Origin of the sequence: Marinibaculum pumilum, from assembly GCF_042646425.1 — a bacterium.
GTDB lineage: Bacteria > Pseudomonadota > Alphaproteobacteria > Ferrovibrionales > Ferrovibrionaceae > Marinibaculum > Marinibaculum pumilum.
The window spans coordinates 347,103-371,709 of record NZ_JBHRTR010000034.1 but is presented as its reverse complement, the minus strand read 5'-3'; the positions used below and the strand labels follow the sequence as shown (position 1 = coordinate 371,709).

Sequence of the window (24,607 nt, the reverse complement as noted above, 5' to 3'; positions counted from 1 at the left end):
AGCCGTCCCGCCAGTCCGGACGCCGGACTGGCGGGACATGTTCCAGGCAGCCCGCCCTACCCCTTCAGGCAGCGGGACATCAGCTGGTCGATGCTCTCGTAGGGCGCGCCGCCATGCGCCTTGCTGCGGCGCAGGACCATCTCGTCCTCGTTGATCATCTCCAGCCAGAGTTCCTTGCCGCCGTCGCAGAACAGGGCCACGGTCGGCCCCTCGCGCCGCACCTCGCATGCCTCCTCCGGCTGCGCCGTGCCGCCGACGAGGCGGCGCACCGCGCCGTCGCCGACCTGCATCAGGTCGGTGGAGCAATTGCCGTCGTACTGGATCCAGTTGCCCTCGATCGCGCGGAAGACGGCGCGCTGCTGCGGCGACAACCGCGCCTTGCTCTGCGGCAGCGGCGGCAGGTCGCGGCCCTCGATCCGGAAATCGGCGACGCCCATGTCGCTGCCGTCCCTGCCCCCATCGGACTTGCCCGTGTCGGTCATGGCCGGCTTTTCCATGCTGTCCTGCGCCGGTTGCTCGGCCGGCATTTCCGGCTTCATCTCCGGCTTCGGCGGTTGCTCCTTCGCCGGCTCCGGCATCTGCGGCTTGGGCTTGGGCTTGGTCACGACCTTCGGCGCCGGCGTGTCGACCGGCTTCAGGTCATGCAGGGTCAGCACGTCGCAATAGCTCCAGCCCCGCTTCACCTCCGCGCAATAGCTGCGCGCCGCCGCCACCGTGTCGAACGGGCCGGTCAGCAGGCGGATATAGGTCCGCCCTTTCACACGCGCCTCGCGATAGAGCGGCTGGTGCCCTTTCAGTTGCGCGGGAATCCGCTTCTCCAGGATGCGCCAGCCGCGCTCCGCATCGGTGCGATTGAAGTAGGACGCCAGATGCGCGCCATAGCCTTCCTCCGCCGCGACGGCGGGCGCCATGGCGGCCGTCTGGAGCAGGATCGCCGTGCCGAGAGCCGCGAGAAGCGGAACCGGGCGCCTCATTTCCCCACCTCGAGCGACTTGTTGACGATCTCGAAGGTATCGCGCGACAGGCCGGGCATGTCGCGGATGCTCTCCAGCGCGGCGCGCATCAGGTTCTGCCGCGGCCCGTCATAGCGCTGCCAGCGGCCGAACGCACCCGCCATGCGGGCGGCAACCTGGCGGTTGAGCCCGTCCAGCTTCTTCACCTGCTCCGCCAGGAAGGCGTAGCCGCCGCCATCGGCGGCGTGAAAGCGCCATTGGTTGCGCATCGCGAAGGCTCCGATCAAGGCATAGACCCGGTTCGGGTTGGACAATCTGAAGGCGGGATGGTCCAGCAGTCGGCGCACCGTGGCAAGGGCGTCGCGGCGGGGCGCCTGTGCCTGGACGGCCAGCCACTTGTCGAGCACCAGCGCCTCGCCGCGATAGCGTTCCTCGAAATCCGCCAGAGCCAGGTTGCGCGCCGCTTCCTGGCCGTGATGCGCCAGCACGGTCAGCGCCGCCAGCCGGTCGGTCATGTTGTCGGCGTCGCGGTAATGGGCCATCACCAGGCGCTGCACCTCCGCGTCTTCCGTCAACAGGCCCAGCAGCGCCAGCGCGGCGTTGCGCTGTGCCCGCAACGCGGCCTGGTCGGCATCGGCCCGATAGGGGCGGGCCGGCTGCAGACGCGCATGCATGCCCAGCAGGACGTTGCGATGCGCCAGGGCGATTGCCCGCAGCATCGCCTCCCGCGCGGCATGCAGCCCGTCGACGTCGACCACCGCCATCTGGTCGGCCAGATAGCCCTCCTCCGGCAGCACCATCGCGACCGCCGCGAAGGACGGATCCATCGCCTCGTCGCGCAGCAGGCCGCCAAAGGCATCGACATAGCGGCCGTCGACCGCCATCGCCGGATCCTCCGCGGCGGCCATCCGAAGCAGCACCCGGGTCGCATAGCGCTGCCCCGCCTCCCAGCGGTTCACCGCATCCGGGTCGCGCACCATCAGGAAGGCATCGTCGGCATCGCCATAATCGGCGTGCAGGATCACCGGCGCGGAGAAACCGCAGTTCAGGGACGGCAGCGGCGCATGCTCCTGCGCCTCGGCGGGCCGGAAGCGGAAACGCTGGCGCGGGCCGGTCAGCCGCAGCAGATGCTCGCCCGGCGCCGACCGGTCCGGTGCGGCATCTGCCGCCTCTTCCAGCCAGGCGGCGATCGGCCGGCCCTCGCCATCCAACAAGGCCAGGCGGATCGGGATGTCCAGGGGCACCTTCTCCGCCTGGTCCGCGGTCGGCGGGGTGTCCTGCGACAGGGTCAGGACCAAGCAGCCGCCGTCCGGCAGCGCCTGCCCGCCCGCACCGGGCCCCGCACCGGATGCCGGGCCCTCGACATGCCACTGCGCCGTGACGCGGGGCGTGCCGGACTGGCTGTACCAGCGGCGGAACTGCACCAGGTCGCAGCCGCTCGCCTCCTCCATCGCCGCGACGAAATCCTCGCAGGTGGCGGCCTGCCCGTCATGCCGTCCCAGGTACAGCCGCATGCCGGCCTGGAAGCGGGCCTCTCCCAGGATGGTGTGGATCATGCGGATCACCTCCGCGCCCTTCTCGTAGACGGTCGCGGTGTAGAAGTTGTTGATCTCCACATAAGTGTCGGGCCGCACCGGGTGGGAGAGCGGCCCGGCATCCTCCGGGAACTGGCGGGCGCGCAGGGTACGCACGTCGCGGATCCGCTTCACCGCGCGCGACCGGTGGTCGGCGGTGAATTCCTGGTCGCGGAACACGGTCAGCCCCTCCTTCAGGGAGAGCTGGAACCAGTCGCGGCAGGTGACCCGGTTGCCGGTCCAGTTGTGGAAATACTCGTGCGCCACAACGCCTTCGATCAGTTCCATGTCGGTGTCGGTGGCGGTGGCCTCGTCCGCCAGGATGTACTTGGCGTTGAAGATGTTGAGGCTCTTGTTCTCCATCGCGCCGGAGTTGAAGTCCGCGACCGCGACGATGTTGAAGATGTCCAGGTCGTATTCCAGACCGAAGCGCGCCTCGTCCCAGGCCATCGACTGCTTCAGCGCCGCCATGGCGCAATGGGCACGCGCCGCCTGGCCGGGCTCGACATAGAGATGCAGGTCGACCTGCCGCCCGCTGCGGGTGGTGAAGGTGTCGGCCAGGCGGTCGAGCCGGCCGGCCACCAGCGCGAACAGGTAGCTGGGCTTCGGGAAAGGGTCCTGCCAGCGCGCCATGTGGCGTCCGTCCGGCAGCGACTGGCGGTCCACGCAATTGCCGTTGGACAGCAATACCGGGCAGCTGCCGGCATCGGCGCGGACCGTCACGTCATAGGTGGCGAGCACGTCGGGCCGGTCGGGGAAGAAGGTGATGCGGCGAAAGCCCTGCGCCTCGCACTGGGTGCAGAAGATGCCGTTGGAGAGATACAGCCCGGTCAGGCGCGAATTCGCCTCCGGTGCGATGCGGCAGCGGGTGCGCAGAACGGCGCGCGGCGGCAGCTCGTGCAGCACCAGCCGGCCGGCGCCGTCCACATGCTGGGCCGGGTCGAGCGCCGTCCCGTCCAGGCTGAGCTCCAGCAGGGTCAGGTCCTCGCCGTCCAGATGCAGCGGGAAGGCGGTCTCCGTCAGGCAGCGCAGCGACAGTTCCGCGGTGACGATGGTCTCCGCCGGATCCAGGTCGAATTCCAGGCGGATCGCATCGACGGTGAAGGTCGGCGGCCTGTAGTCCGCCCGCCTGATGGCCGCGGGCATGTCCTGTCGGTCCAGCATCCTGTGCTCCAGAAAGGTCGGTCCCGGCCCCTCCGGGCCGGCAATGGGATCGCGGGCGGGCTCAGAAGCTCTCCGTCCAGGGGCGCAGCTCGAACTCCCAGGTCCAGGCACTGCGCGGCTGGCGATGGGCGAACAGGTAGGCCGCGGCGATCGCATCGGGATCGAGCTGGCTGTCCGGTCCGCCGCGGCCCTCGCGCGGGTCGGGATTGGGCCGGCCGATGCCGCCGTCGATGACGAAATGGGCGACGTGGATGTTCTTCGGCGCCAGTTCCCGCGCCATGCTCTGGGCCAGGCCGCGCAGGCCGAATTTGCCCATCGCGAAAGGCGCGGACTGGGCAAAGCCCTTCACGCTGGCCGAGGCGCCGGTGAACAGGATCGAGCCGCGCCCCGCCGCCAGCATGTCCCGGGCGGCCCGCTGGCCGACCAGGAAGCCGGCATAACAGGACACCATCAGGCTGTGCCGGACCGCCTCGCGGTCGAGCTCCGCCACGGGCCCGCGGCTGCGCGCGCTGGGATTGAACACCACCACCTCGGGCACGCCCTGTGCCGCGGCCACCGCGTCGAAGAACCTGTCGACGGCATCCGGATCGACCGCGTCGCAGGCGAGCGCCTGCGCGCCGGTCTCCGCGCAGAGATCGGCAAGCTTGTCGGGGTTGCGCGCGCCGAGGGTTACAGGATGGCCTTCCCGCGCGAAGAGGCGCGCCACCGCGGCCGAAAGCCCGGCGCCGGCGCCGATCACGGCCACGCTGCCGGGTGCCGTCGCTGCTGAGCCTGACATCGAATCGCCCTCCTGCCCGGATTGCCCTGCCCCGCCCCGGCAACCCGAAACGGGATCCCGGACCGGCGCCCGCGGCGGGTTCTGCCACGCCCGGCATCTTCACTCTACGCATTCGCGGCCGGCGCCGCTAACTTATGCGCGCGATCCGGGGGAGGACCATGCTGGTTTACGAGATTATCGTCCTGACGGTGGTGTTCCTGACATCCATCGGCCTGGGCATGCATGTCGGCCTGGCCAACCTGTTCCGTGCCTTCCAGGACTGGGATGCCCTGCTTCTGGTCCTGTTCGGCCAGTACCTGATCATGCCCCTGCTGACCTGGGTCGCCATCCACATGGTCGGCGGCGAGCCGCAGACCGACATGTCGATCGCCATCGTCCTGCTGGGCCCCGGCAGCGAGGCCGCCGCCGCCGGCGTCTTCCTGGCGCGGGCGAACCTGCCGCTGGCGGTGATCAGCCTGGTGCTCACCAACATCATCGGGCCGGTGCTCGGGCCGGAACTGATCGACCTGATCGTGCAACCGGAACCGGCCATGTCGGGCCCGGTGCTGACCGCCTTCTCCGACATCCTGTCGATTTTCTTCCTGGCGCTGCTGGCGCCGCTGGCGATCGGCATGACGGTGCGGCAGCTGGCGCGGGCGCCGCAGGCGAACTTCGAGACACCGTTCCGCGTGTTCATCTGGCTGATGCTGGCACTGACCGTGATCTATGCGGCGCTGATGCAGGCCTTCGAGCCGCCCGGGGTGGAGGCGGCCTATGCCTTCCACGAACTGGCGGGCATCGTCGTCGTGACGATCCTCGCCTACATCCTGGTCTTCGGCATCGGCACCCTGGTGGGGATCCGCGCCGAGAACGCGATCGCCGCCGCCTTCATCGTCAGCCTGCAGCCTGTCGCGGTCAGCCTCTATGTCTCCAACAACCTGACCGATGCCTGGCCGAAGCTGACGGAACTCGCGATCGGCTATGCGATGGTGCTCCCCTTCATGATCGCGGCCTGCATCTTCGTGATCCAGCGCCGCCTGCCGTTCGTCAGGCGGCGGTAAGTCCCAGGCGGCGGTAAGTCCCAGGCAGCGGTAGGTCTCACGCGGCGGTAGGGCGGGCGCCCTGTCCGGCCGGCAGCGCCAGCCACTGCCGGACCCACAAGACCGGCAGCGGCAGGGCACAGATCGCCATCACCGCCCATATCGGCCGCGCCCGGTCGGGGTCCAGATTGGCCAGCAGCACCTGGCCGGCCGGCACGCCGGTCGCGATCGCATACCAGGCATATTCCAGGCCGGCGGCGGCGATGCCCGCCAGGCCGGCGACCGCGAGGATCCGGGGCAGCAATGGCAGCCCCAGGCGCCAGCGATCGTGCAGGCGATAGAGCATCAGCGCCACGAACAGCCCGCTCAGCACCGCCGCCTCGGAGATGTCGAGCTTCGACTGCATGAAGAAGTGCAGCAGCCCCAGGGCCGCCAGCGGATAGACCGCCCGGTGCAGATGCCGCCAGCGCTGTCCCAGCCGGCGGATGGCGGCATCGCAGGAGGTCGCCGCCAGCACCGCCAGGCCGGCCAGGGCGACGAACCCGATGGTCAGGTAGATCCGGCTGGCGATCTCGCTGGCCACCATCGCCAGGTCGAGATTCTCATTGAAGGCGTAGAGCACCAGGTGCCCTGCCACATAGGCGAAGGCGGTCAGCCCCAGCATCCGGCGCAGCCCGGCGAGCCGCGGCCAGGACAGCAGCCTGCGCATCGGCGTGATCGCAAGGGTCGCCAGCAGGAAATAGAGGGTCCACAGCCCCGTCAGGTGCAGGACCGCCTTAGTCGGTTCCGGATCATAGGCGCCGCTCAGGGCTGCGGCGGCGAACCAGGCCGCCGGCAGGACCGCCGCGGCAAAGGCGATGGCGCGCAGCGCCGCGAAGCGGCCGGCCCGGTCGTTCCAGGGCAGGTCGGCGGCGGCCGGCATCAGCCGGAACGGCAGCGGCGGGGTCTGGACGGATTTCGACATGGAATGGACGGCCCTCCGGGGCGCCGGCGCGGGAAGCCGCCGGTTCGGCCCAGAGCAAACATGGCGGAGCGCCGCCGCGGGCGCAGCCCCTGCTCACGCAGATGTTGGCGCCGCCGCCCCCGGCTCGCGCCCCTGTGACCTGCGGCCGGCCTGCGACCGGGAGCGGCGTGAGGCGGCCGTCTTCAGGGGTTCAGCACGTCCGGCAGTTCGGTCTCCACGGCACAGCGGATCTGGCCGTTCTCCTCCCGCAGCTCCTTGAACCAGATCAGCAGCTGCTTCTGCCCGTCCGGCACATCGACCGCGGTGACCTCACAGGCTTCACCGCCCCGCCCCCCGGTTTCCAGGCGTGCGACCGGCCGGACGACGATGACGCTGCCGCCCGGGCAATAGCCGCTGCCCATCGAGGTGATGCCGCCGAAGCCAACGCCGACGGACCCCTCCCAGTTCTTGAAGTGGCCGCCAAAGCACTGGACGGAGATGTAGGCGCTCATCGGCTGCGCCGCAGGCGCCTTATCGACGAACAGGTACTCGATCATCTCATTCGCCTGCGAAGGCGCCGCCTGGGCCGCAGCCGGCAGGCAGAGCGCGGCTGCTGTCAGCGCCGCGGCGGATGCGATGCAACGCAGGCGTGAAACATGAACCGACATGGGAGCGTCCCTTTGCTGTCATTGTCTGGTGGACACTCTTGTCGCAATGCTTCGCGGCCGGGCCGCGGCCGGATTGTGGCGATCCGGGGAATTCGCCCCAACGAACACGCCCCAGAGAATTCGCGGCGGTCCGCAGCCGCGACCGGTCAGGCTGGCCGCTTGAACTCCACCAGCACCTCGCGGAACACCGTGTCGCCGATATTGCGCGCGGCATGGGTCGCCGGGATCGCCGGGCCGTCGCCATCCGCCGGCGACAGGCTGTTGCCGTGCAGGGTGTAGCGGCGGCTCTCCCCGGCGGCGATGGTGAAGGTGGAGAGCTTCCGCCCCTCCGCATCCGTGGTCTCCAGGGTCGAGCCCTGGGTGACGTGGAACAGGTAGCTGTTCTCGTGGGTGTGCAGCCCGGTGCTGGCGCCGGGCGGCAGTTCCATCTCCCATACCGACACCAGGTCGGATTCGTAGACCTTGCGCGTGGCGATGTCCGTCATCTGCCGCTCCTCCCCTGCATTCACTTCCGGACAGGATAGGCACGGCCGTGGCCAGGGACCAGCAAACGCCCCGGAAACAGCAATGCCCGGCACGCGCCAGGCGGGCCGGGCATCGCTGCAAACCAAGATCGATCCGACTACGGGGCCGGCCGGTCGGTATGCATCGTGCAGTCCAGGAAGCCGCCGCTCGTGGTCAGTTCCTTGTAGCTGACCCGGACCTGGATCGGGTTTTCCGGGACCTCGAACATTGCGGGCAGGCAGGAGGTCTGCTGGCCGGTCGAACTGCGCACTTCGGACTTCACCATGACGCCGCCAAAGTCCGGGCAGCTGAAGCTGCCGATAGGGGTGATGCGGTTCGAGCCCTGGCCGACCGGGCCGGTCCACTTGATCGAACGGACCCCGATGCATTCGAGCTCGATGGTGCCGGTCAGCTGCGCCGGCACCGCCTTGTCATCGACGAAGACGAAATCAACGCGGGTCTCCTCGGCAGCCTGGGCGAGTGCCGGCAGGCCGAAGGCCGCAGCGGCGAGCGCGACGGCGGTCGCCGCGGGCGCGGCACGATGGAGGAACCCGAAATGTTTCGACATGGGAGCGTCCCTTTGTTGTCGTTGTCCTATGGACGCTCTTAAAGCGGAACTCCGGGGCCGGATGGCGGCCGGATTGGGGTCTTTTCGCGGCAGATCCCGGCGTCCCCGACCTGCGCAGCAAGGCTTTCCGGGCTTGCGCAGCGGACATGCCCGACCGCCCGGCAGGCATGCAGGATGCCCGCCGGCGACGGCGCGCCGGCGAAAGCGGAAACGACCCGCCCGGCGCTTCCGGGCCGGACTTCAGCGCATGGTCTTGAGGGCGGCGGCCCAGCGGGCGAGCTCGGTCAGCATCGCATCCGCGCTCTGGCTCTGGATGTCGTTGGGCGCGAAGGCACCGTCCTTCAGCTGCTGCGCGACCATCGGCACGGTCACGCCTTCCATGATCGGCACCATCTTCAGCACGTTCAGGGTCAGCTTGGTGGTGTGGACGGAACGCATGGCGCCGGAAATGCCGCCATAGCCGACGAAGCCCGCCGGCTTGTAGTTCCACTCGTTGTAGACGTAGTTCAGGGCGTTGAGCAGCGCCGGGGTGGGGCCGAAATTGTACTCCGGCACCACGAAGACGAAGGCGTCCGCGGCAGCGACGGAGGCCGACCATTTCTTCGTATGGTCATGCGCGTACTGCTGCAGCCGCGGATGCTTCGGCTCGTCGTAGATCGGCAGGTTGAATTCGGCCAGGTCGACCAGATGGGCGTCGAAGCCGCCCTGCGCCTTGGCCACCCCGTGGAACCATTCGGCGACGGCGGGTCCGACCCGCCCGGGGCGGGTGCTGGCGATCACGGTATGCAGGCGCAGGCTCATCGGGGGCTCCTCGGCTCGGATGGGTCCGGCCGCATTATGGCGCCCCGGGCGGCGGCGGCAATCGCCCGCCGCCCCCCTTTCGATGCCGGTGCAGTCTCCAGCTACCACTTCTCGGCGGCAAGGGCGCAGGACCGGCCGTATGGCCGCGCGAGCGCGGAGAAGGAAACCCGCACGGATGCCGGATCCCGCGGCATCTCGATATTGGTGGAGTCGCAGTCGGTGACCACGCCACGGTCGTCGCCGACCAGTTCGCCGGCGACCCACATCAGGGTCGCGCCGCGGCATTGCGGGAAGGCGATCGGGGTGACGAAGCCGCTTCCCAGGCCCGCCACGACAAGCGCCTTCTTCTCGAACAGCCGCCCCTCGTCATCGGAGCAGAGCAGTTTGATCTGCGCCTGCACCGGCACCTCGGCACGGGTCTTGTCGACGAAGGCGATCTCGTGCGGCGCCGGGCCCGGCTGCGCCTGCGCCGATGCGCCCAGCGCGCTGGCGGCGGCAAGGAAGGCGGCGAGCGCGAGCGCCGCCCGGCGTCCGACGGAGATGGGGCGCATGGCCTCGACAGATTTCGACATCGGAAGGTCCCTCCGGTTTCCGCTTGTGTCCGGAGCCTCTTAGAGCGCCGCCGCGTGGCACAATCCGGGCGGAACCGGGGTCTTTTGCGGGCAGGCCGGCCGGCCCGCGGCTATCCGTCCGGCGCACCGCCCCTGCCCCGCCGCACCGGCGGGCTGACCGCGGCGGGGTCCTCCGGCCAGGGATGCTTCGGGTAGCGGCCGCGCATCTCCTTGCGCACCTCGGCATAGCTGCCGGCCCAGAAGCGGGCCAGGTCGCCGGTCTTCTGCAGGGTGCGGCCGGCCGGCGACAGGATGTCCAGCTGCACGGCCGACCCGTCCGGCAGACGCGGCGTCTCCGCCACGCCGAACAGGTCCTGCAGGCGCAGCCGCAGCACCGGCCGGCCCTCCTCATGGTCCAGCGCGCGCTCCAGCCCGTTCGCCAGGCGCAGCCGCGACGGTGCCGCGGCCTCCAGCGCCTGCCGTGCCGGCCAGTCCAGCAGCGCCTCCAGCCCCTCCGCCAGCGTCCGTTCCAGCACCTCCGGCGCGGGCGCGGCACGGCCGATCCGCGCCGCCAGCATGCCGGCCAGGGCCTCCTGTACCGCCGCATCGGCCGGCTCAGGCCAGGCCAGGTCCGGCCGCGCAGCCGCGGCCGCCGCGATGCGTGCGCGCATCCGGCCGGCCGCACCCGTCCAGGGCAGCGCATCGGCGCCCCGCGCCGCCACGAAGGCACATATGGCGGCCTGTGCCCGGTCGGCGTCGACCTCGCCCAGGGGCCGGCGTGCCAGTTCCAGTTCCCCCAGGCGGCGGACCGCATGCCCGGTCAGGCCACGCTCCGGCGACCAGTCCAGCCGCTCCTCGGCCACGATCGCCGCAGCGAAGCGGGCCTCCAGCTCGGCCAGGGTCAGGGCTGCGGCGGCATAGATGCGCGCCCCCGACCGCGCGCCGCCGGCATCCAGGACCACCAGCGCCTCGGCCGCCGCCAGGGGATGCCGCTCCGGCAGCACCGCCTGCCGACCGTTGCGCATCTTGAACGCGCCGCCCCCGGCCGGCAGCGCCACCCGGTCCGGAAAGCCGGCTGCAAGCAGCGATCCCAGGGAGGCGCCGCGGTCGCCACCGCCGCCCGCGTCCCGCCCCTGCCCGGCCAGCCGCAGCAGCCGCTTCGCCAGGTCGGCGACCCGGCGGCTGCCCGGCCCGCGGTCGCGCCGCAAGGCAGCCAGCCTGTGGACCAGATCGATCTCGTCCGGCCCGCCGCCCTCCGACAGCAGGGCCGCCGCCTCTGCCGCCGTGGCGGCGGCGCCCTCGTCGATGCCCGCCAGCAGCAGGCGCGCCAGGCGCGGATGCAGCGGCAGGCCGGCCATCCGCCGGCCCAGCGGGGTGACCGCACTACCCGCGTCCAGGGCGCCCAGGTCCTGCAGCAGCCCGGTCGCGGCGGCGACGGCCTGCGGCGGCGGCGGGTCGATCCAGGTCAGCGCCGCGGGCTCGCCCACACCCCAATCGGCCAGGGCCAACACCAGCTCGGCCAGGTCGGCGCGGCGGATCTCGGGTTCCGGCTGCGGGCTCAACGCGCCATGCGCCGCCTTCGGCCAGAGCCGCCAGCAGATGCCGGGCGCCTGCCGCCCGGCACGGCCCGCCCGCTGGGTGGCATTGGCCTGCGCGATCGGTTCCGTCACCAGGCGCGACAGCCCCACCGCATGGTCCAGCGCCGGGCGCCGGGCGCGGCCGCCATCGACCACCAGCCGCACGCCGTCGACGGTGACGCTGCTCTCTGCCACGTTGGTGGCCAACACCACCCGGCGGCGCCCGTCCGGGTCGCGACGCAGGGCGCGGTCCTGTTCCGCCGGCGGCACCCGGCCGTGCAGTTCCAGCACCGCGACCGCCGGCGGCAGGAGCGGCCGCAGGGCGGCGGCGGTGTCGCGGATCTCCCGCACCCCGGGCAGGAAGGCGAGCAGGTCGCCCGGCTCCAGCGCCACCGCCTCCGCCACGGAGCGGGCGACCGCATCCGCCAGGCCCTCACCGTCCCGCGGCGGGGCATGGCGGATCTCCACCGGATGGCCCGGCGCGGCCAGCTCCACCAGCCCGGCATCGGGCAGCACCCGGCGCAGCGCCGCGACATCCGGCGTGGCGGACATCGCCAGCAGCCGCAGGTCGGGCCGCAACCCGGCCTGCACGTCCAGCGCCAGGGCCAAGGCCAGGTCGCCTTCCAGGTTGCGCTCATGCACCTCGTCGAACACCAGGCAGCCGATTCCCTGCAGTTCCGGGTCGGACTGCAGGCGCCGGGTCAGCACCCCCTCGGTCACGAACTCGATGCGGGTGCGCGGGCCCGCCTTGCGGTCCAGGCGCACGGCATAGCCGACGCTTTCCCCGACCGCCTCGCCGCGGGCGGCGGCCACGAATCCGGCCGCCGCCCGGGCGGCGACCCGTCGCGGCTCCAGCACCAGGATGCGGGCGCCGGGCGGCAGCCAGCCGGCATCGGCCAGCGCCGGCGGCACCCGGGTCGTCTTGCCGGTGCCGGGCGGCGCCACCAGGATCGCCTGGCGGCCCGCCTCCAGCCGCGCCACCAGGGCGGCGGCGGCGGCCTCGATATCGGCGGGCTGCGCTTCGGTATTGCGGGAAGGGGGTGCGCTGGGCATCCTGCTTGGACAAGATCGGTGTCAACAACAAACAAGCGCGGGTCCGAGGCTGCCGGGCACCACGCGAGGGGAGGAGATGGAAGCCTCGACCCCAGAGAGAAGCAAGAGCGGGACAATCAAGGCCGGGACAATAAGCGACGGGTCGATCAGGACCACCTGTCCGCGCGACTGCTACGACGCCTGCGGCATCCGGGTGCTGCGCGAGGACGGGGCGGTCCGACATGTGGTGGGCGACCGCGACCATCCGGTCAGCCGGGGTTCCCTCTGCGGCAAATGTGCGCTGGCCTATAACGGCGCCTGGCGCGATCCGGACGCGCGGCTCGGCACGCCGCTGCGGCGGGTCGGCGCCAAGGGCGAGGGCCGGTTCGAGGCGATCGGCTGGGACGCGGCGCTTGCCGAGATTGCCGGATGGCTGACCCCCCTGCTGGCTGCCGGGACGCCGGAGAAAATCCTGACTGCCCATTATACCGGCACCACCTCGGTGCTGGCGGGCGCCTTCCCGATGCGCTTCTTCAACCATGTCGGCGCCACCGAGGTGGAGCCCGACACGGTCTGCAACAATGCCGGCCATGTCGCCCTGGGCTATGTCCTGGGCACGTCGGTGAAGGGCTTCGACCCACGCACGATCCGCGATTCCGCCTGCGTGCTGGTCTGGGGCTGCAACCCCTCCGCCTCCGCCCCGCATGCCCACAAGCACTGGCTGGCGGAACGGCCGGGGAAAATGGTGGTGGTCGATCCGATCCGCACCCCCACCGCGGCGATGGCGGACCTGCACCTGCAGCCCCGCCCCGGCACCGACGCGGCGCTGGCCTTCGGCATGCTGCACGTCCTGCAGCGCGACGGGTTGGTCGACACCGCCTTCCTGGCGGACCACACCATCGGCTGGGAGGAACTGGCCGCCCTGCTGCCGCCCTGCACGCCGGACTGGGCGGCGGCGCAGACCGGCGTGCCGGCCGCCGATATCGAGGCGGCGGCGCGGCTCTACGGCGCGGGCCCGTCGATGCTCTGGCTGGGCCAGGCACTGCAGCGCCAGCGGCTGGGCGGCAATATCATGCGGGCCTGCGCCATGCTGCCCGCGGTGACCGGGCAGATCGGCCGGCCCGGCACCGGCATCTACTACCTGAACGGCAAGGGTGCGACCCGCAACCTGCCGATGGGCGATGTCGCCGGCGAGCGCCTGCGCACCGCGCCGCCACGGGCGATCAGCCATATGGACCTGGCGGACAGGCTGGCATTGCCGGCGTCCGCGCCGGACGGCTTCGGCGCGCTGCTCTTGTGGAACATCAACATCGTCGCCTCCAACCCGCAGCAGGCGGCCTTGAAGGCCGCGCTGGCGCGGGACGACCTGTTCACCGTGGTGATCGACCTGTTCGGCACCGACAGTGCCGACTTTGCCGACATCGTGCTGCCGGCGGCGTCCTTCCTGGAGTTCGACGACCTGGTCTGTTCCTACATGCACCTGTCGGTATCCGCCCAGGCGAAGGCGATGGAACCGGTCGGCGAGGCGCTCCCGAACCAGGAAATCTTCCGCCGCCTGGCCCGCGCCATGGGCCTCACGGAACCGGCACTGTTCGAGGGCGACCGCGCGATCATCGACCGGCTGCTGGCCGCCAGCGGCCTGGGGATCGATTTCGACCGCCTGAAGGCGGCCGGGACGGTGCCGGTCTCCCCCGACCCGGTGATGCTGTTCGGCGATCTGCGCTTCCCCACCCCCTCGGGCCGGATCGAGATCGCCAGCGCCCGCGCGGCGGCGGACGGCTTCCCCCTCGTGCCGCAGCCGCAGGTCGACCCTGCCCCGGCGGACGGCCGGCTGCGCCTGCTGTCGCCGGCCAGCGAATGGCACATGAATTCGTCCTACGACAATGTCGCCAAGGTCGCCGACCAGGCGGGGGCGGAGGTCCTGACCCTCAATCCCGGCGACGCCGCCAGGCTGGGCATCGCCGACGGCAGCGCGGTGGAGGTCCGTAACGCCCTGGGTGCCCTGACCTTCCGGGCGCATCTGGACCCGTCGATGCTGCCGGGCACCGCGCTGGCACCGAAGGGACGCTGGCTGAAGCGCAGCCCGCAGCATGCCAATGTCAACCTGCTGAACCCCGGCGAGCGCAGCGACATGGGCGACAGCACCGCCGTCCACAATGTCGAGGTCAGCCTGGCACCGCTTCCCGGCTAGGCCCGCAGGTCGTCGCCCGTTTCTTTCGTTCCGTATCCGGAGTCCGCGTTCCATGTCCTCCCCCCTGCCGAGCCCCGTCACAGACAGCCGTTCCTTCAAGCAGGCGCCGTTCCGCCATGTCGACTTCCTGCCGCCGAAGGCGGAGCTGGAGCGCCGCGCCGACGGCAGCGCGGTCCTGCGTTCGGCACATCCGCTGGGCGGCTATGACGACCATGTGCTGCAGTTCCTGGAACGCTGGGCGGCGCAGGCGCCGGACCGGCCCTTCCTCTGCCAGCGCACGCCTGCGCCAGCCAACGCCCCGCCGAAGACCCTCGGCCCCTGGCGGCAGCTGAGCTATGCCCAGGTCTGGCAGCAGGCCCGGGCGATCGGCCAGGGGCTGCTGTCGCGCGGCCTGCAGCCCGGCGATGCGGTGATGATCCTGTCCGGCAACAGCCTGGAACATGCCCTGCTGACCCTGGGCACCATGGCGGCCGGGCTGGTGGCGGCGCCGGTCTCGCCGGCCTATTCGCTGCTGTCCTCCGACCTGGGCAAGCTGCGCCATGCGCTCGACCTGATCGCGCCCAAGCTGGTCTTCGCGCAATCGGCCCGCCAGTTCCGCCGCGCCCTGTCGGTGGCCAGGGAAGCGGGCGCGATCCCGGTCCATGCCGCCGACCCGGACCCGGAGGTCGACAGCCTCGCGTTCGAAACGCTGGCGGCGGCGGCGGGGCCGGAGATCGACGCCGCCCTGGCCGCCCTCGGCCCGGACACGGTGGCGAAGTACCTGCTGACCTCCGGCTCCACCGGCATGCCGAAGGCGGTGATCAACACCCATCGCATGATGTGCGCCAACCAGGCGATGGCGCAGACCGCGATCCCGCCGGACCCGGCGCAGCCGCCGGTGATCCTGGACTGGCTGCCCTGGAATCACACCTATGGCGGCAACATGAACTTCAACGGGGTGATGTCGACCGGCGGCACCCTGTATATCGACGATGGCCGCCCGACCCCCGACCTGTTCTGGATCAGCCTGCAGAACCTGCGCGAGATCGCGCCGACCAGCTACCTGAACGTGCCGGTCGGCTTCGGCATGCTGATCCCGGTGCTGGAGGAGGACGAGGGCCTGGCCCGGCACCTGTTCTCCCGCCTGAAGCGGATCGGCTATGGCGGCGCGGCCCTGTCGCAGGAGATGTTCGACAAGCTGCATGAACTGGCGGTCCGTTATACCGGCGAGCGGATCATCGTCTATACCGGCTGGGGCTCGACGGAGACGGCGCCGACCGCGACCTCCACCCACTGGGCGTCCGAACGGTCGGGGCTGATCGGCCTGCCCTATCCCGGGGTGGAGCTGAAGCTGGTGCCCGCCGGGGAGAAGCTGGAGATCCGGGTGCGCGGACCGATCGTCACCCCGGGCTACCTGAACCGCCCCGACCTGACGGAAAAGGCGTTCGACGAGGAGGGCTTCTACCGGATCGGCGATGCGGCACGGTTCGTCGATCCCGATGATCCCGACAAGGGCCTGGTGTTCGACGGCCGGGTGGTCGAGGACTTCAAGCTGGACACCGGTACCTGGGTCAGCGTGGGGCCGCTGCGGGTCGCGGCCGTCGGCGCCGCCGCGCCGGTCCTGCAGGACGCCGTGGTCACCGGCCACGACCGGCCGTATATCGGCCTGCTGGCCTGGCCCAGCCTGGCCGGCTGCCGGGAGGTGGCGGACAATCCCGGGGCGCTCGACGATCTTGCCGCAGCCGCCGCAGACGAGGGGGTCGCCCGCCATCTGCGCCGCAGCCTGGCCACGCACAACGCCCAGGCGGGCGGCTCCAGCATGCGGGTCCGCCGGGTGCTGCTGATGAGCGAGCCGCCGCTCATCGATGCGGGCGAGATCACCGACAAGGGGTATGTGAACCAGCGGGCGGTGCTGGGTCGCCGCAATGCCCTTGCAGAGGCCTTGTATGCCGCCAGCGGCGAATGCCTGCTTGACGGCGGGCGCCTGCTGTTCATCGATTGACCATGGCGTCCGGCAACAATTGCCATTGCGCACAAGCGTGACGTTTCAGACCGGGAGTGACAGATGAAGGATCTCGCCTACCTTCCCGCGGTGGAGATCGCCGCGGCGATCCGGGAACGGAAGATCTCCGCCCGCGAGGTCCTCGCCCTCTACCTGAAGCGGATCGAGACATTCGACCCGCAGATCAATGCGATCGTGGCCACCCTGCCGGAGCAGGCGCAGGAACGCGCCGCCGCCGCCGACGAGGCGCTGGCCGACGGCGAGATCTGGGGCCCGCTGCACGGCGTGCCGATGACGGTGAAGGAAGCCTTCGACCTGGTCGGCACGGCGACCACCTGGGGCCGCACCGAATGGCGCGACAACCGCCCCAACCGCAACGCCATCGCGGTGCATCGCCTGGTCAATGCCGGCGCGGTCGTGTTCGGCAAGACCAACGTGCCGACCGGGCTGGTGGACTGGCAGACCTATAACGAGATCTACGGCACCACCAACAATCCCTGGGACCTGGAACGCGGCCCCGGCGGCTCCTCCGGCGGTTCCGCGGCGGCCCTCGCGGCCGGGCTGACCGGGCTGGAACTGGGCAGCGATATCGGCGCCTCGATCCGCAACCCGTCCCACTATTGCGGCGTCTACGGCCACAAGCCGACCTGGGAGATCATCCCGACCATCGGCCAGCGCCCGCCGGGCCGCAACGCCTCCGCCGACATTGCGGTGGTCGGGCCGATGGGGCGCAGCGCGGAGGATCTGGCGGTATCGCTGGACGTTCTGGCCGGGCCCGCGCCGCACGATGCGGTCGCCTGGTCGCTGGAACTGCCCAAGCCGCGCTGGGAACGGCTGCGCGATTTCCGGGTCGGCGTGATCTACGACCATACCTGCTCCGCCGTCGACCGGACGGTCACCGACCGGATCGCCGAGGTCGTCGCGGTCCTCGGCCGGCTGGGCGCGCGCGTGCAGGAGGGCGCCGCGCCGGATGTCGACCTGGCCCTGTCGCACCGGCGCTATGTGCAGCTGTTCCGCGCCGTCACCCATGCCGGCGGCCCGCAGGCGGTCTATGACGCCGCGCAGGCGGAGGTGCCGAAGCTGGCACCGGACGACATGAGCTATCGCGCCCAGGTGCTGCGCGCCACGGTGCAGGACTATCGCGCCTGGGCGGAGGCGGTGGAGGACCGGGTCGCCATCCAGCGCGCCTGGGAGGCCTGGTTCAAGGATTTCGACGTGCTGATCTGCCCGGCCGCGGCCACCCCGGCCTTCCGGCACGACCAGGACAAGCCGCGGGAAGAGCGGACGATCACCGTGAACGGCCAGACGGTCGACTATAACGACCAGCTGTTCTGGGCCGGCATCGCAGGCGTCGCCTACCTGCCCGCCACGGTGGCGCCGATCGGCACGGCCGGCGGCAGCGGCGATTTCGCGGGCCTGCCCGTCGGCCTGCAGATCATCGGGCCGCGGCTGGAAGACTATACCCCCATCGCCTTCGCCCGCCTGCTGGCGGAAGAGATCGGCGGCTTCCACCCTCCCGGTGGCTACGAATAGCGGCGGTCACGGCACTGCAACGGACAGACGGCAGAACCGACGCCGAAGGTCTGCGAGAGAACAAGCGTAGCGGTCTCCCGCCTGGCACCGGTGGCCGGCTTTCCGCCGGTCATGCGACTGCTGCCGAATTCTGGCCGCATTCGGCCTGTACTCTTCCGGCATGACCGCAACAACGCCAATGCACGGGAGCCGGTGCAGATGACATCCCGGATGGAGTCGGACGATGCCCCGACCGCCGCCGGCCGCGGCGGCGAGCCGGTGCCCCATGCCGTCTTCACCACCGACGGTCTGGCCGGTGGCGAATCCTTCGCCTGCTGGCGCGACAGCATCTCCTGCATCTTCGAGGTGGAGGCGTCGCGCGAGGTGCGGGAGGAGAATTTCCAAGCCAGTGTCGATGCCCACATGCTGGGGCCGATCATGCTGGCCCGGACCGCCAGCCGCCGGCAGCACTGGGCGCGGACGGCGGGGCTGATGGCGCGCGACGGCATGGACCATTACATGGTCCAGCTGTTCGAGAAGGGCTGCACGTTCTGGGAGACCAGGGGCGGCAGCTTCCGCATCCCCGAAAACGGCCTGCTGGTGTTCGACCTGGCGCGGGAGGTCGACACCGTTACCGACGATTTCGCCAACCTTTCGCTGATCCTGCCGCGGGAGATGCTGCAGGACAGCCTGGAGCGGCCGGACGACCAGCACATGCGGGTGCTGCACGGCACGGAGCCGATGGTGGCGCTGCTGCATGACCATATGCTGTCGCTGAAGCGCCTGGCCGCCCGGATGTCGGCACAGCAGGCGATCACCGTGGCGCCGGCGACCGCCGGCCTGGCGGCTGCCTGCCTGAACGCCGCCGCCAGCGACCGGCCCGACATCCGGGCCGGGGTGGCGCTGGCGCAGCTGGGCCGGATCCGGCGCTTCATCGAGGCGCATCTGTCGGAGACGGAGCTGTCCGCCGACTGGATCGCCGGCCGGGTCGGCGTCTCCCGCAGCAAGCTCTACGCCCTGTTCGACGCATTCGGCGGCGTGGCCGCCTATGTCCGCGACCGGCGGTTGCGCAGGGCGCTGCTGATGCTGACCGATCCGTCCCAGGGGCGACGCTCGATCTACGACATCGCGCTCGCCTGCGGCTATGGCAGCGACACCGCGTTCAGCCGGGCGTTCCGCGCCCGCTACGGCGTGCCGCCCGCCGATGCCCGCCGCCACGGCGCCGTGCCCGCGCCGGAGGACAATGACGGCGCCGGCCTGGACCGCCGCTATGAACGCTGGCTCCGCCACCTGTCGGTGTGATCCGCCGATCGCCCGCTTTGCCGCAGCGCAAGGATCGCGTATCGAAGGAGCCTGACGGGAGCGGGAAAGGCGCATACTCAATGGTCAAGGCACGGGCCGGCAGGCGGCGGGGCGATTCCCGATGGCGATGCTGCATCACGTGGCGCCCGCTCCTGCTCGCAATGCTTCTGGCCCTGCCTTTCCAGGCGGGCGCTCCGGCGCAGGCGGAGCCCCGGGTAGGGCGGCAACACCTGGCCCTTCTGGACGAGGTCAAGGACACCCTCGACGACCTGGACCGCAGCATCAGCAAAGAGCTTGGCACCAACAACGGCCGGCAACCGTCCGGGACCGCACCGGCACCGCCGGCGGCAAGGACCTTCAACGGCAATCGCAGCGTCATGCGGCTGGTCCAGCAGCGTCTCAATACGCTGGGCTACGACGCCGGTCCGGTGGATGGGCTGTACGGGACGGCGACCCGGGCTGCGATTCTGGCATTCCAGCGCGACAATGACCTGGCCGCGACCGGCGATGCCACGGCCGACCTGCTGAGCGCGCTGAACAACGCACAGGCTCGCCTGCCCACGCCGAAGCCGGTCCCCCGCAGGACGATCGACAGCGCGCTGACCGGGCTGGTGCCGCGGATCGACGGCCTGCCCCATGCCGAAACGCTGCACAGGATCGCGAACGGCGAGGTCGAGGCGGCGATCGCGGCGCAGCCGGCGCGGAACTACTGGCGGCATTTCTACCACGCCTACCTTCTGGCGATGTCGGACAACGGCCAGGCCTGCGGCGCGCCGGCGGTGCGCGAAGCCCTCACCTTCAGGTTGCTGCTGTCGGACCGGCTGCTGGCGCGGCAGACCGACGAGATCGTTGTGGCGAGGATCCACATCGCCGTCCTCGACAGCGGCGAGGTCCGTTTCACGCCGGAACAGCTGGCGTCGAAGGAGGCCTATCTGGCGGGCTTCCCGTCGATCCAGGATGCCTTCGACCTGCACCAGACGGTGCTGGCCGCCGTCCTGGGCGCGGGCTGCGACCCGAAGGTCCAGCCGTCCTTCGACGACAATGTCCTGCGCCTGATGGCGGCGAGGTTCGGGATCCAGGCCGCACCTGCCGACCGCCGGCGCCCCGGCCCGCCGCCTGGCCTCGGTGGCAGGCCAGGCACACCATAGCGGGAATAGGGCCTCCGCCGCGGTTCAGCGCTGGCGGAGCGCCGCGGTCCGGTCACCGTCGACCTCCCAGTCAACGCCGTTTCCGGCCAGCCGCAGGGCGACGCCGTACAGCGCCTCCGCGCGCTCCGGGCTGAGCCAGTGCCGGTTCGCATCGGCGGCCACCGCCTGCGGGTCTCGGGCATGCGGATCGCCATAGCCGCCACCGCCCGCGGTGCGGAAGCACATCCTCTCCCCCGGCGCGCAGGTCTCCAGGTGGAAGCCGGGCAATCGCTTCTCGCCGCCATCGGCCAGGCGCTTGACGTTGCGGGCCGGCGCGGCATCGCCGCCGCCCAGCACGCCGCGCGGCGGGTTGGTCTCGCCGTCGGAGCAATAGGCGACGGTGATCGGTCCGCGCAGCGGACGATAGCTGCCCTCCATCGACGGCGCGCCGTTCCACTGCCCGGCACCCATCGCCTCCTTCGCCACATGCCGGCTTTCCACCAGCACCGGGTATTTCGCCTCGTCCGTCTCGATCGCGTCGATCGCCAGGATGCCGCCGCCGTTCGGTGCTTCGTAGGTCAGCCAGCCGTCATGGCCGTGCAGCCCCGGCCCGCCGGCCAGCGCCAGGAACAGCCCGTCGACGAAGGGCTGCGGGTCGCCATGGCGGTCGTCGGTGCCGGAGATCAGCCCCATATTGCTGCCGAACTCCACCCCGCCCTCCGCCAGGCCGTAGGGCGCGCCCATCTTCGCGAAGGCGGTCTGGATCGCATTGATCAGCCGGTCGTTCACCCCCATGGTCGCGTTCGAAGTGCCCACCGGATAGGTCGGCCGGCCCACCACGCAGCCGTCGCGCAGCAGCACCCGGATGCGGCCCGCGCTGCCGGCATTGTGCGGGATCGTCGGGTCCAGGTTGTAGAACACGCCGATCCGGCCCGATCCGGTGGCGCAGGCCTCCGACAGGTTCACCCCGCCTGGCACGCAGTCCGGATTGTCGCGCAGGTCGACCGTCACCCAGCCGCCCTCCGGGTCGGTGGTGACATGGGCGGTGATCGGGATGCCGTCCTCGGCCACCCCGGGGATCGGGTCGTGGGTGCAGGTATGGCTCCAGGTGCCGGCCGGCAGTTCGCGGATCGCGGCGATGGCGCGGCGTTCGCCATAGGCCATCCAGGCGGCGACGAAGTCCTTCAGCAGATCCAGCCCGTACTGCGCCGACAGTTCCTTCAGCCGCCGCTCCCCCACCCGGCAGGCGGCCATCTGCGCGCGATAATCGCCGTACCACAGGTGGCTGACCCGGAAATTCTCCCGGCAGAGCCGGATCAGGTCGGCCTTGTCGGCATAGTTCTCCTGGAAGCGCAGCGCCGGGATATGCAGCCCTTCCTCGTAGACGGTGCGAAAATAGGCATCCATCGTCGTCGGCAGATGCGCACCGGTATCGGTGTGGTGCGACCGAGCCAGAGTCCAGAACAGCGGCTCGCCATCGCAGAACACCGGCACGCAGGCGGTCATGTCGGCATGATGGGTGACGCCGTAATAGGGGCTGGTGGAATAGAAGGCGTCGCCTTCCTTCACATCGTCGAACAGCCGGGTGATCGGCGCCGTGGTCAGCTCCAGCGCGGTGACGTGGATCGGCATCGCCTCTTCCACGCAGACCAGGCGATGGTCGTAGGTCAGCAGCCCGCAGGAGAAGTCCCGCGCATTGGTGATGGTCGTCGACCGGCTGGACTTCATCACCGTGTTGACCATCTCGCGGATGATCGCCTCGAAGCGGCTGGACAGCACCGCCATCAGCACGGGGTCGAAGTCGGGGGCCGGCGCGGACCCGGCTGCGACGTCTTCCGTCATGCGCTCACCTCCACCAGGTAGTTGCCGCCGCCATCGACCCGCGCCCGCATCCCCGGCAGCAGCAGCAGGGTGGTGGTCGGCTCCTCGATCACCGCCGGCCCGGCCAGGACCATGCCGGGGCGGAAGACGGTGCCGTCATACACCGGCACCTCCCGCATCCCGCCGGCATCGCGCAGATAGACGTTGCGCTGCCCCTTGGGCGGCGGTGGCGGCTGTTCCGCGCCCGCTGCGGCCGGACGCTCGCCGGCCCGGGCGTTGCGGCCGATCGCCATCGCCTTCCAGGTGGTGATCGCGATCGGGTCGCCCTCCTCCTTGAAGCCGTAGATGGCTTCATGCGCCGCGTGGAAGGCGGCCGTCAGCCGGGCGATATCGGACGCCTGCAGGCCGCCCTCCGGCAGGTCGAACGGCACGGCGATCTCCCAGGACTGGGTCTCGTAGCGGCCCTGGAACGACCAGGCGATGCGGCGGTCCTCTGCCGCCACCCCGGCACCGGCAAGGAAGACCGTGCAGCGGTCCCGCAGTTCCGCCAGCAGCGCGTCCACCGCCTCGGCCGCAAAGGCGCGGCTGCTGGTATGCAGGCTGGCCACGGCCTCCCACCGCAGGTCGGAGATCAGGCCGCCGAAGGCGCTCAGCGCCGCGACATGCTTGGGCACGGTGAAGCCGCGGACACCGAGCACCTGCGCCATCTCCGCCACATGGGCGGCGGTGGCGCCGCCGCCGGCCACCAGCCAGGCATCGCGCGGATTGATCCCCTCGTTGATCGTCACATCCTCGATCGCGGTGATCATGGTGTGGTTGCAGGTGGTGTGGATGGCATAGGCGGCCTCCACATTGGAGAGGCCCAGCCGGCCGGCGATGCCAGCGACAGCCTGCTCCGCCGCCGCGCGGTCGATCCGCATCGACCCGCCCAGGAAATAGTCCGGGTCGATGATCCCCAGCACCACATCGGCATCGGTCACCGTCGCCGCTGTGCCGCCGCGGCCATAGGCGGCGGGACCGGGTTCCGCGCCGGCGCTCTGCGGCCCGACCCGCAGCAGCCCGCCGGCGTCGACCCAGGCGATGGAGCCGCCACCGGCACCGACGGAGCGGACGTCGACCTTCGGCAGGCCCAGCATGTCGTAGGGCAGGATCATCGCCTCCGCCGCCACCACCAGTTCGCCGTCGCGCACGGCGGAGACGTCCAGGGTAGTGCCGCCCATGTCGATGACGACGATCAGCGGCGCGTCGCAGAGCGCGCGGGCCGCCACCGGCGCCAGGGTCGGCCCAGACATCACGCTGTAGATCGGCTTCGCGATGATCTCCGCCGCCGGCATCATGCCGCCGACGCAGTTCGCCACCAGCAGCTCGCCGCCATAGCCGCCGTCGCGCAGCGCCGCCTCCAGCCGCGACAGGTAGGTGGAGAAGATCGGCTGCAGGCTGGCGTCGATGGCGGTGGATATGGTGCGGCGGTATTCCCGCGGAATCGGGTTGATCTCATGCCCCAGGGTCACCGGCACCTCCGGCCAGGCGGCGGCGATCAGCTCCCGCGTGCGGCGCTCATGCGCCGGGTTGGCGATCGACCAGAGGTAGGAGACGGCAATGCCGGCAACCTCCAGGCGCCGCGCCACCGCGACCGCATCCGCGACGGCCGCTTCGTCGAGCGGCGCCACCTCGTTGCCCAGCGCGTCGATGCGGCCGCCGATCTCGAAGGTCCGGTTGCGCGGCACGAACGGGCCCGGATAGTCGGTACGCCAGTTCCAGGTGCGCTTGCGCGGCGCCTCCCGCAGGGTCAGGACGTCCGGATGCCCGGCGGTGCAGAGCAAAGCCACCGGCGCCGTCTGCCCCTGCACCAGGGCGTTGGTGGTGACGGTGGTGCCGTGCACCAGCTGCCGCACCTGCCCCAGGAAGTCGCGCAGGGCCAGGCCGTAATGCCCGGCCGCCAGTTCCAGCGCCGCCATGAAGCCGCGCTCGAATGCGCCCGGTGTGGACGAGGCCTTGAAGATCCGGGCCGCGCCATCCGGCCCCGCCACGATGCAGTCGGTGAAAGTGCCACCGATATCGATACAGACGTCATATGCCATGACGGGAGTGTCTGGCAGCCGGCCGGCGATTACCAGTGTATTTCAGACGGCCCGGTCAGGCTCGGTCAGTCGCCTGCCGCGACACCGGGGAGAGTTGCGACATGGCCACCCCGCTCCGCCTCCGTGCCCAGCCACCAGTCGCCAAGCGCGTCGAGCAGGGGCACCAGGCGTCGCCCGGCCGGGGTCAGGTCGTATTCCACCTTCCGCGGATAGCCGGGATATTCGCTGCGGCGCACGATGCCGGCGGCCTCCAGCTTCCGCAGTTCCAGGGTCAGGACCCGGTGGGACAAGGTTGGATTGTCGCGGCGCAGCTCGCCGAACCGCTTCGTGCCGTCCTTCAGGTAGTAGAGCAGCAGCCCCGGCCAGCGCCCCGACAGCACCTGCATGCATTCCTCGATCGGGCAGCGCGAGACCAGATCCTTCATCGCCCTTCTCCGCGGCGGTTACCGAAATGTGCGTA

At 70.8% G+C, this 24,607-nt stretch carries 19 protein-coding genes; 6 read left to right on the top strand and 13 right to left on the bottom strand.

Features of this window, described 5'->3' with window-relative positions; translation table 11 throughout:
* Positions 1 to 56: 56 nt before the first annotated feature.
* The 3 genes from ACFOGJ_RS21570 to ACFOGJ_RS21560 all read right to left on the bottom strand — a co-directional run bounded on the left by ACFOGJ_RS21570 (position 57) and on the right by ACFOGJ_RS21560 (position 4,469).
* A complete protein-coding gene (locus tag ACFOGJ_RS21570) occupies positions 57 to 974 on the bottom strand; it encodes an SPOR domain-containing protein (RefSeq protein WP_379904448.1) in 918 nt (305 codons plus the stop codon).
* The gene (gene pepN, locus ACFOGJ_RS21565; protein ID WP_379904446.1) at positions 971 to 3,691 is read right to left on the bottom strand and encodes an aminopeptidase N; all 2,721 of its coding nucleotides are present in this window, start codon (positions 3,689 to 3,691) and stop codon (positions 971 to 973) included. The genes ACFOGJ_RS21570 and pepN overlap by 4 nt, the downstream gene beginning before the upstream one ends.
* A 61-nt stretch (positions 3,692 to 3,752) precedes the next feature.
* Positions 3,753 to 4,469, bottom strand: a complete 717-nt coding sequence (locus ACFOGJ_RS21560) for an SDR family NAD(P)-dependent oxidoreductase (RefSeq protein WP_379904443.1) — start codon at positions 4,467 to 4,469, stop codon at positions 3,753 to 3,755.
* A gap of 158 nt (positions 4,470 to 4,627) precedes the next feature.
* Here ACFOGJ_RS21560 and ACFOGJ_RS21555 point away from each other — a divergent pair, with 158 nt between their 5' ends.
* Positions 4,628 to 5,509: a bile acid:sodium symporter gene (locus tag ACFOGJ_RS21555; protein WP_379904441.1), complete on the top strand. Its 882-nt coding sequence runs from the start codon at positions 4,628 to 4,630 to the stop codon at positions 5,507 to 5,509.
* A gap of 37 nt (positions 5,510 to 5,546) precedes the next feature.
* On the opposite strand, the gene ACFOGJ_RS21550 is transcribed toward ACFOGJ_RS21555, so the two are convergent.
* The 7 genes from ACFOGJ_RS21550 to hrpB form a co-directional block, all read right to left on the bottom strand.
* Positions 5,547 to 6,452 carry a protein-methionine-sulfoxide reductase heme-binding subunit MsrQ gene (locus ACFOGJ_RS21550; RefSeq protein ID WP_379904439.1) on the bottom strand — a complete coding sequence of 302 codons (906 nt, stop codon included), beginning with the start codon at positions 6,450 to 6,452 and terminating at the stop codon, positions 5,547 to 5,549.
* Positions 6,453 to 6,634: 182 nt separating this feature from the next.
* Positions 6,635 to 6,988, bottom strand: a complete 354-nt coding sequence (locus ACFOGJ_RS21545; RefSeq protein ID WP_379904437.1) for a hypothetical protein — start codon at positions 6,986 to 6,988, stop codon at positions 6,635 to 6,637.
* A gap of 257 nt (positions 6,989 to 7,245) precedes the next feature.
* On the bottom strand, positions 7,246 to 7,584 hold the full coding sequence (locus tag ACFOGJ_RS21540) for a hypothetical protein (protein ID WP_379904435.1): 339 nt from the start codon (positions 7,582 to 7,584) through the stop codon (positions 7,246 to 7,248).
* 137 nt (positions 7,585 to 7,721) lie between these two features.
* Complete coding sequence (locus ACFOGJ_RS21535) at positions 7,722 to 8,171, bottom strand: hypothetical protein (protein ID WP_379904433.1); 450 nt, start codon at positions 8,169 to 8,171, stop codon at positions 7,722 to 7,724.
* A gap of 240 nt (positions 8,172 to 8,411) precedes the next feature.
* On the bottom strand, positions 8,412 to 8,972 hold the full coding sequence (locus ACFOGJ_RS21530) for an NADPH-dependent FMN reductase (protein WP_379904431.1): 561 nt from the start codon (positions 8,970 to 8,972) through the stop codon (positions 8,412 to 8,414).
* Positions 8,973 to 9,073: 101 nt separating this feature from the next.
* Positions 9,074 to 9,544, bottom strand: coding sequence for a hypothetical protein (locus ACFOGJ_RS21525; protein WP_379904429.1), 471 nt, complete (start codon positions 9,542 to 9,544; stop codon positions 9,074 to 9,076).
* Positions 9,545 to 9,654: 110 nt separating this feature from the next.
* Entirely contained in the window at positions 9,655 to 12,153 is a 2,499-nt protein-coding gene (hrpB, locus tag ACFOGJ_RS21520) for an ATP-dependent helicase HrpB (protein ID WP_379904427.1), read from the bottom strand.
* A gap of 76 nt (positions 12,154 to 12,229) precedes the next feature.
* Between hrpB and ACFOGJ_RS21515 the strand changes: the two genes are divergently transcribed.
* The 5 genes from ACFOGJ_RS21515 (at position 12,230) to ACFOGJ_RS21495 (ending at position 20,266) form a co-directional block, all read left to right on the top strand.
* Positions 12,230 to 14,323, top strand: coding sequence for a molybdopterin-containing oxidoreductase family protein (locus ACFOGJ_RS21515; RefSeq protein ID WP_379904425.1), 2,094 nt, complete (start codon positions 12,230 to 12,232; stop codon positions 14,321 to 14,323).
* 52 nt (positions 14,324 to 14,375) lie between these two features.
* On the top strand, positions 14,376 to 16,304 hold the full coding sequence (locus ACFOGJ_RS21510) for an AMP-binding protein (RefSeq protein WP_379904423.1): 1,929 nt from the start codon (positions 14,376 to 14,378) through the stop codon (positions 16,302 to 16,304).
* A 63-nt stretch (positions 16,305 to 16,367) separates the two neighbouring features.
* Positions 16,368 to 17,837, top strand: coding sequence for an amidase (locus tag ACFOGJ_RS21505; protein ID WP_379904421.1), 1,470 nt, complete (start codon positions 16,368 to 16,370; stop codon positions 17,835 to 17,837).
* 198 nt (positions 17,838 to 18,035) lie between these two features.
* Positions 18,036 to 19,118 (top strand): helix-turn-helix domain-containing protein, encoded by a 1,083-nt coding sequence (locus ACFOGJ_RS21500; RefSeq protein WP_379904419.1) that lies wholly within the window; start codon positions 18,036 to 18,038, stop codon positions 19,116 to 19,118.
* A 17-nt stretch (positions 19,119 to 19,135) separates the two neighbouring features.
* The gene (locus tag ACFOGJ_RS21495; RefSeq protein ID WP_379904417.1) at positions 19,136 to 20,266 is read left to right on the top strand and encodes a peptidoglycan-binding domain-containing protein; all 1,131 of its coding nucleotides are present in this window, start codon (positions 19,136 to 19,138) and stop codon (positions 20,264 to 20,266) included.
* 24 nt (positions 20,267 to 20,290) lie between these two features.
* Here ACFOGJ_RS21495 and ACFOGJ_RS21490 read toward each other — a convergent pair whose 3' ends face one another.
* The 3 genes from ACFOGJ_RS21490 to ACFOGJ_RS21480 all read right to left on the bottom strand — a co-directional run bounded on the left by ACFOGJ_RS21490 (position 20,291) and on the right by ACFOGJ_RS21480 (position 24,572).
* Positions 20,291 to 22,087, bottom strand: coding sequence for a hydantoinase B/oxoprolinase family protein (locus ACFOGJ_RS21490; protein WP_379904415.1), 1,797 nt, complete (start codon positions 22,085 to 22,087; stop codon positions 20,291 to 20,293).
* The gene (locus ACFOGJ_RS21485; RefSeq protein ID WP_379904413.1) at positions 22,084 to 24,147 is read right to left on the bottom strand and encodes a hydantoinase/oxoprolinase family protein; all 2,064 of its coding nucleotides are present in this window, start codon (positions 24,145 to 24,147) and stop codon (positions 22,084 to 22,086) included. Before ACFOGJ_RS21485 ends, ACFOGJ_RS21490 begins: the two co-directional genes overlap by 4 nt.
* A gap of 65 nt (positions 24,148 to 24,212) precedes the next feature.
* Positions 24,213 to 24,572 carry a winged helix-turn-helix transcriptional regulator gene (locus ACFOGJ_RS21480; RefSeq protein ID WP_379904411.1) on the bottom strand — a complete coding sequence of 120 codons (360 nt, stop codon included), beginning with the start codon at positions 24,570 to 24,572 and terminating at the stop codon, positions 24,213 to 24,215.
* Positions 24,573 to 24,607 lie beyond the last annotated feature (35 nt).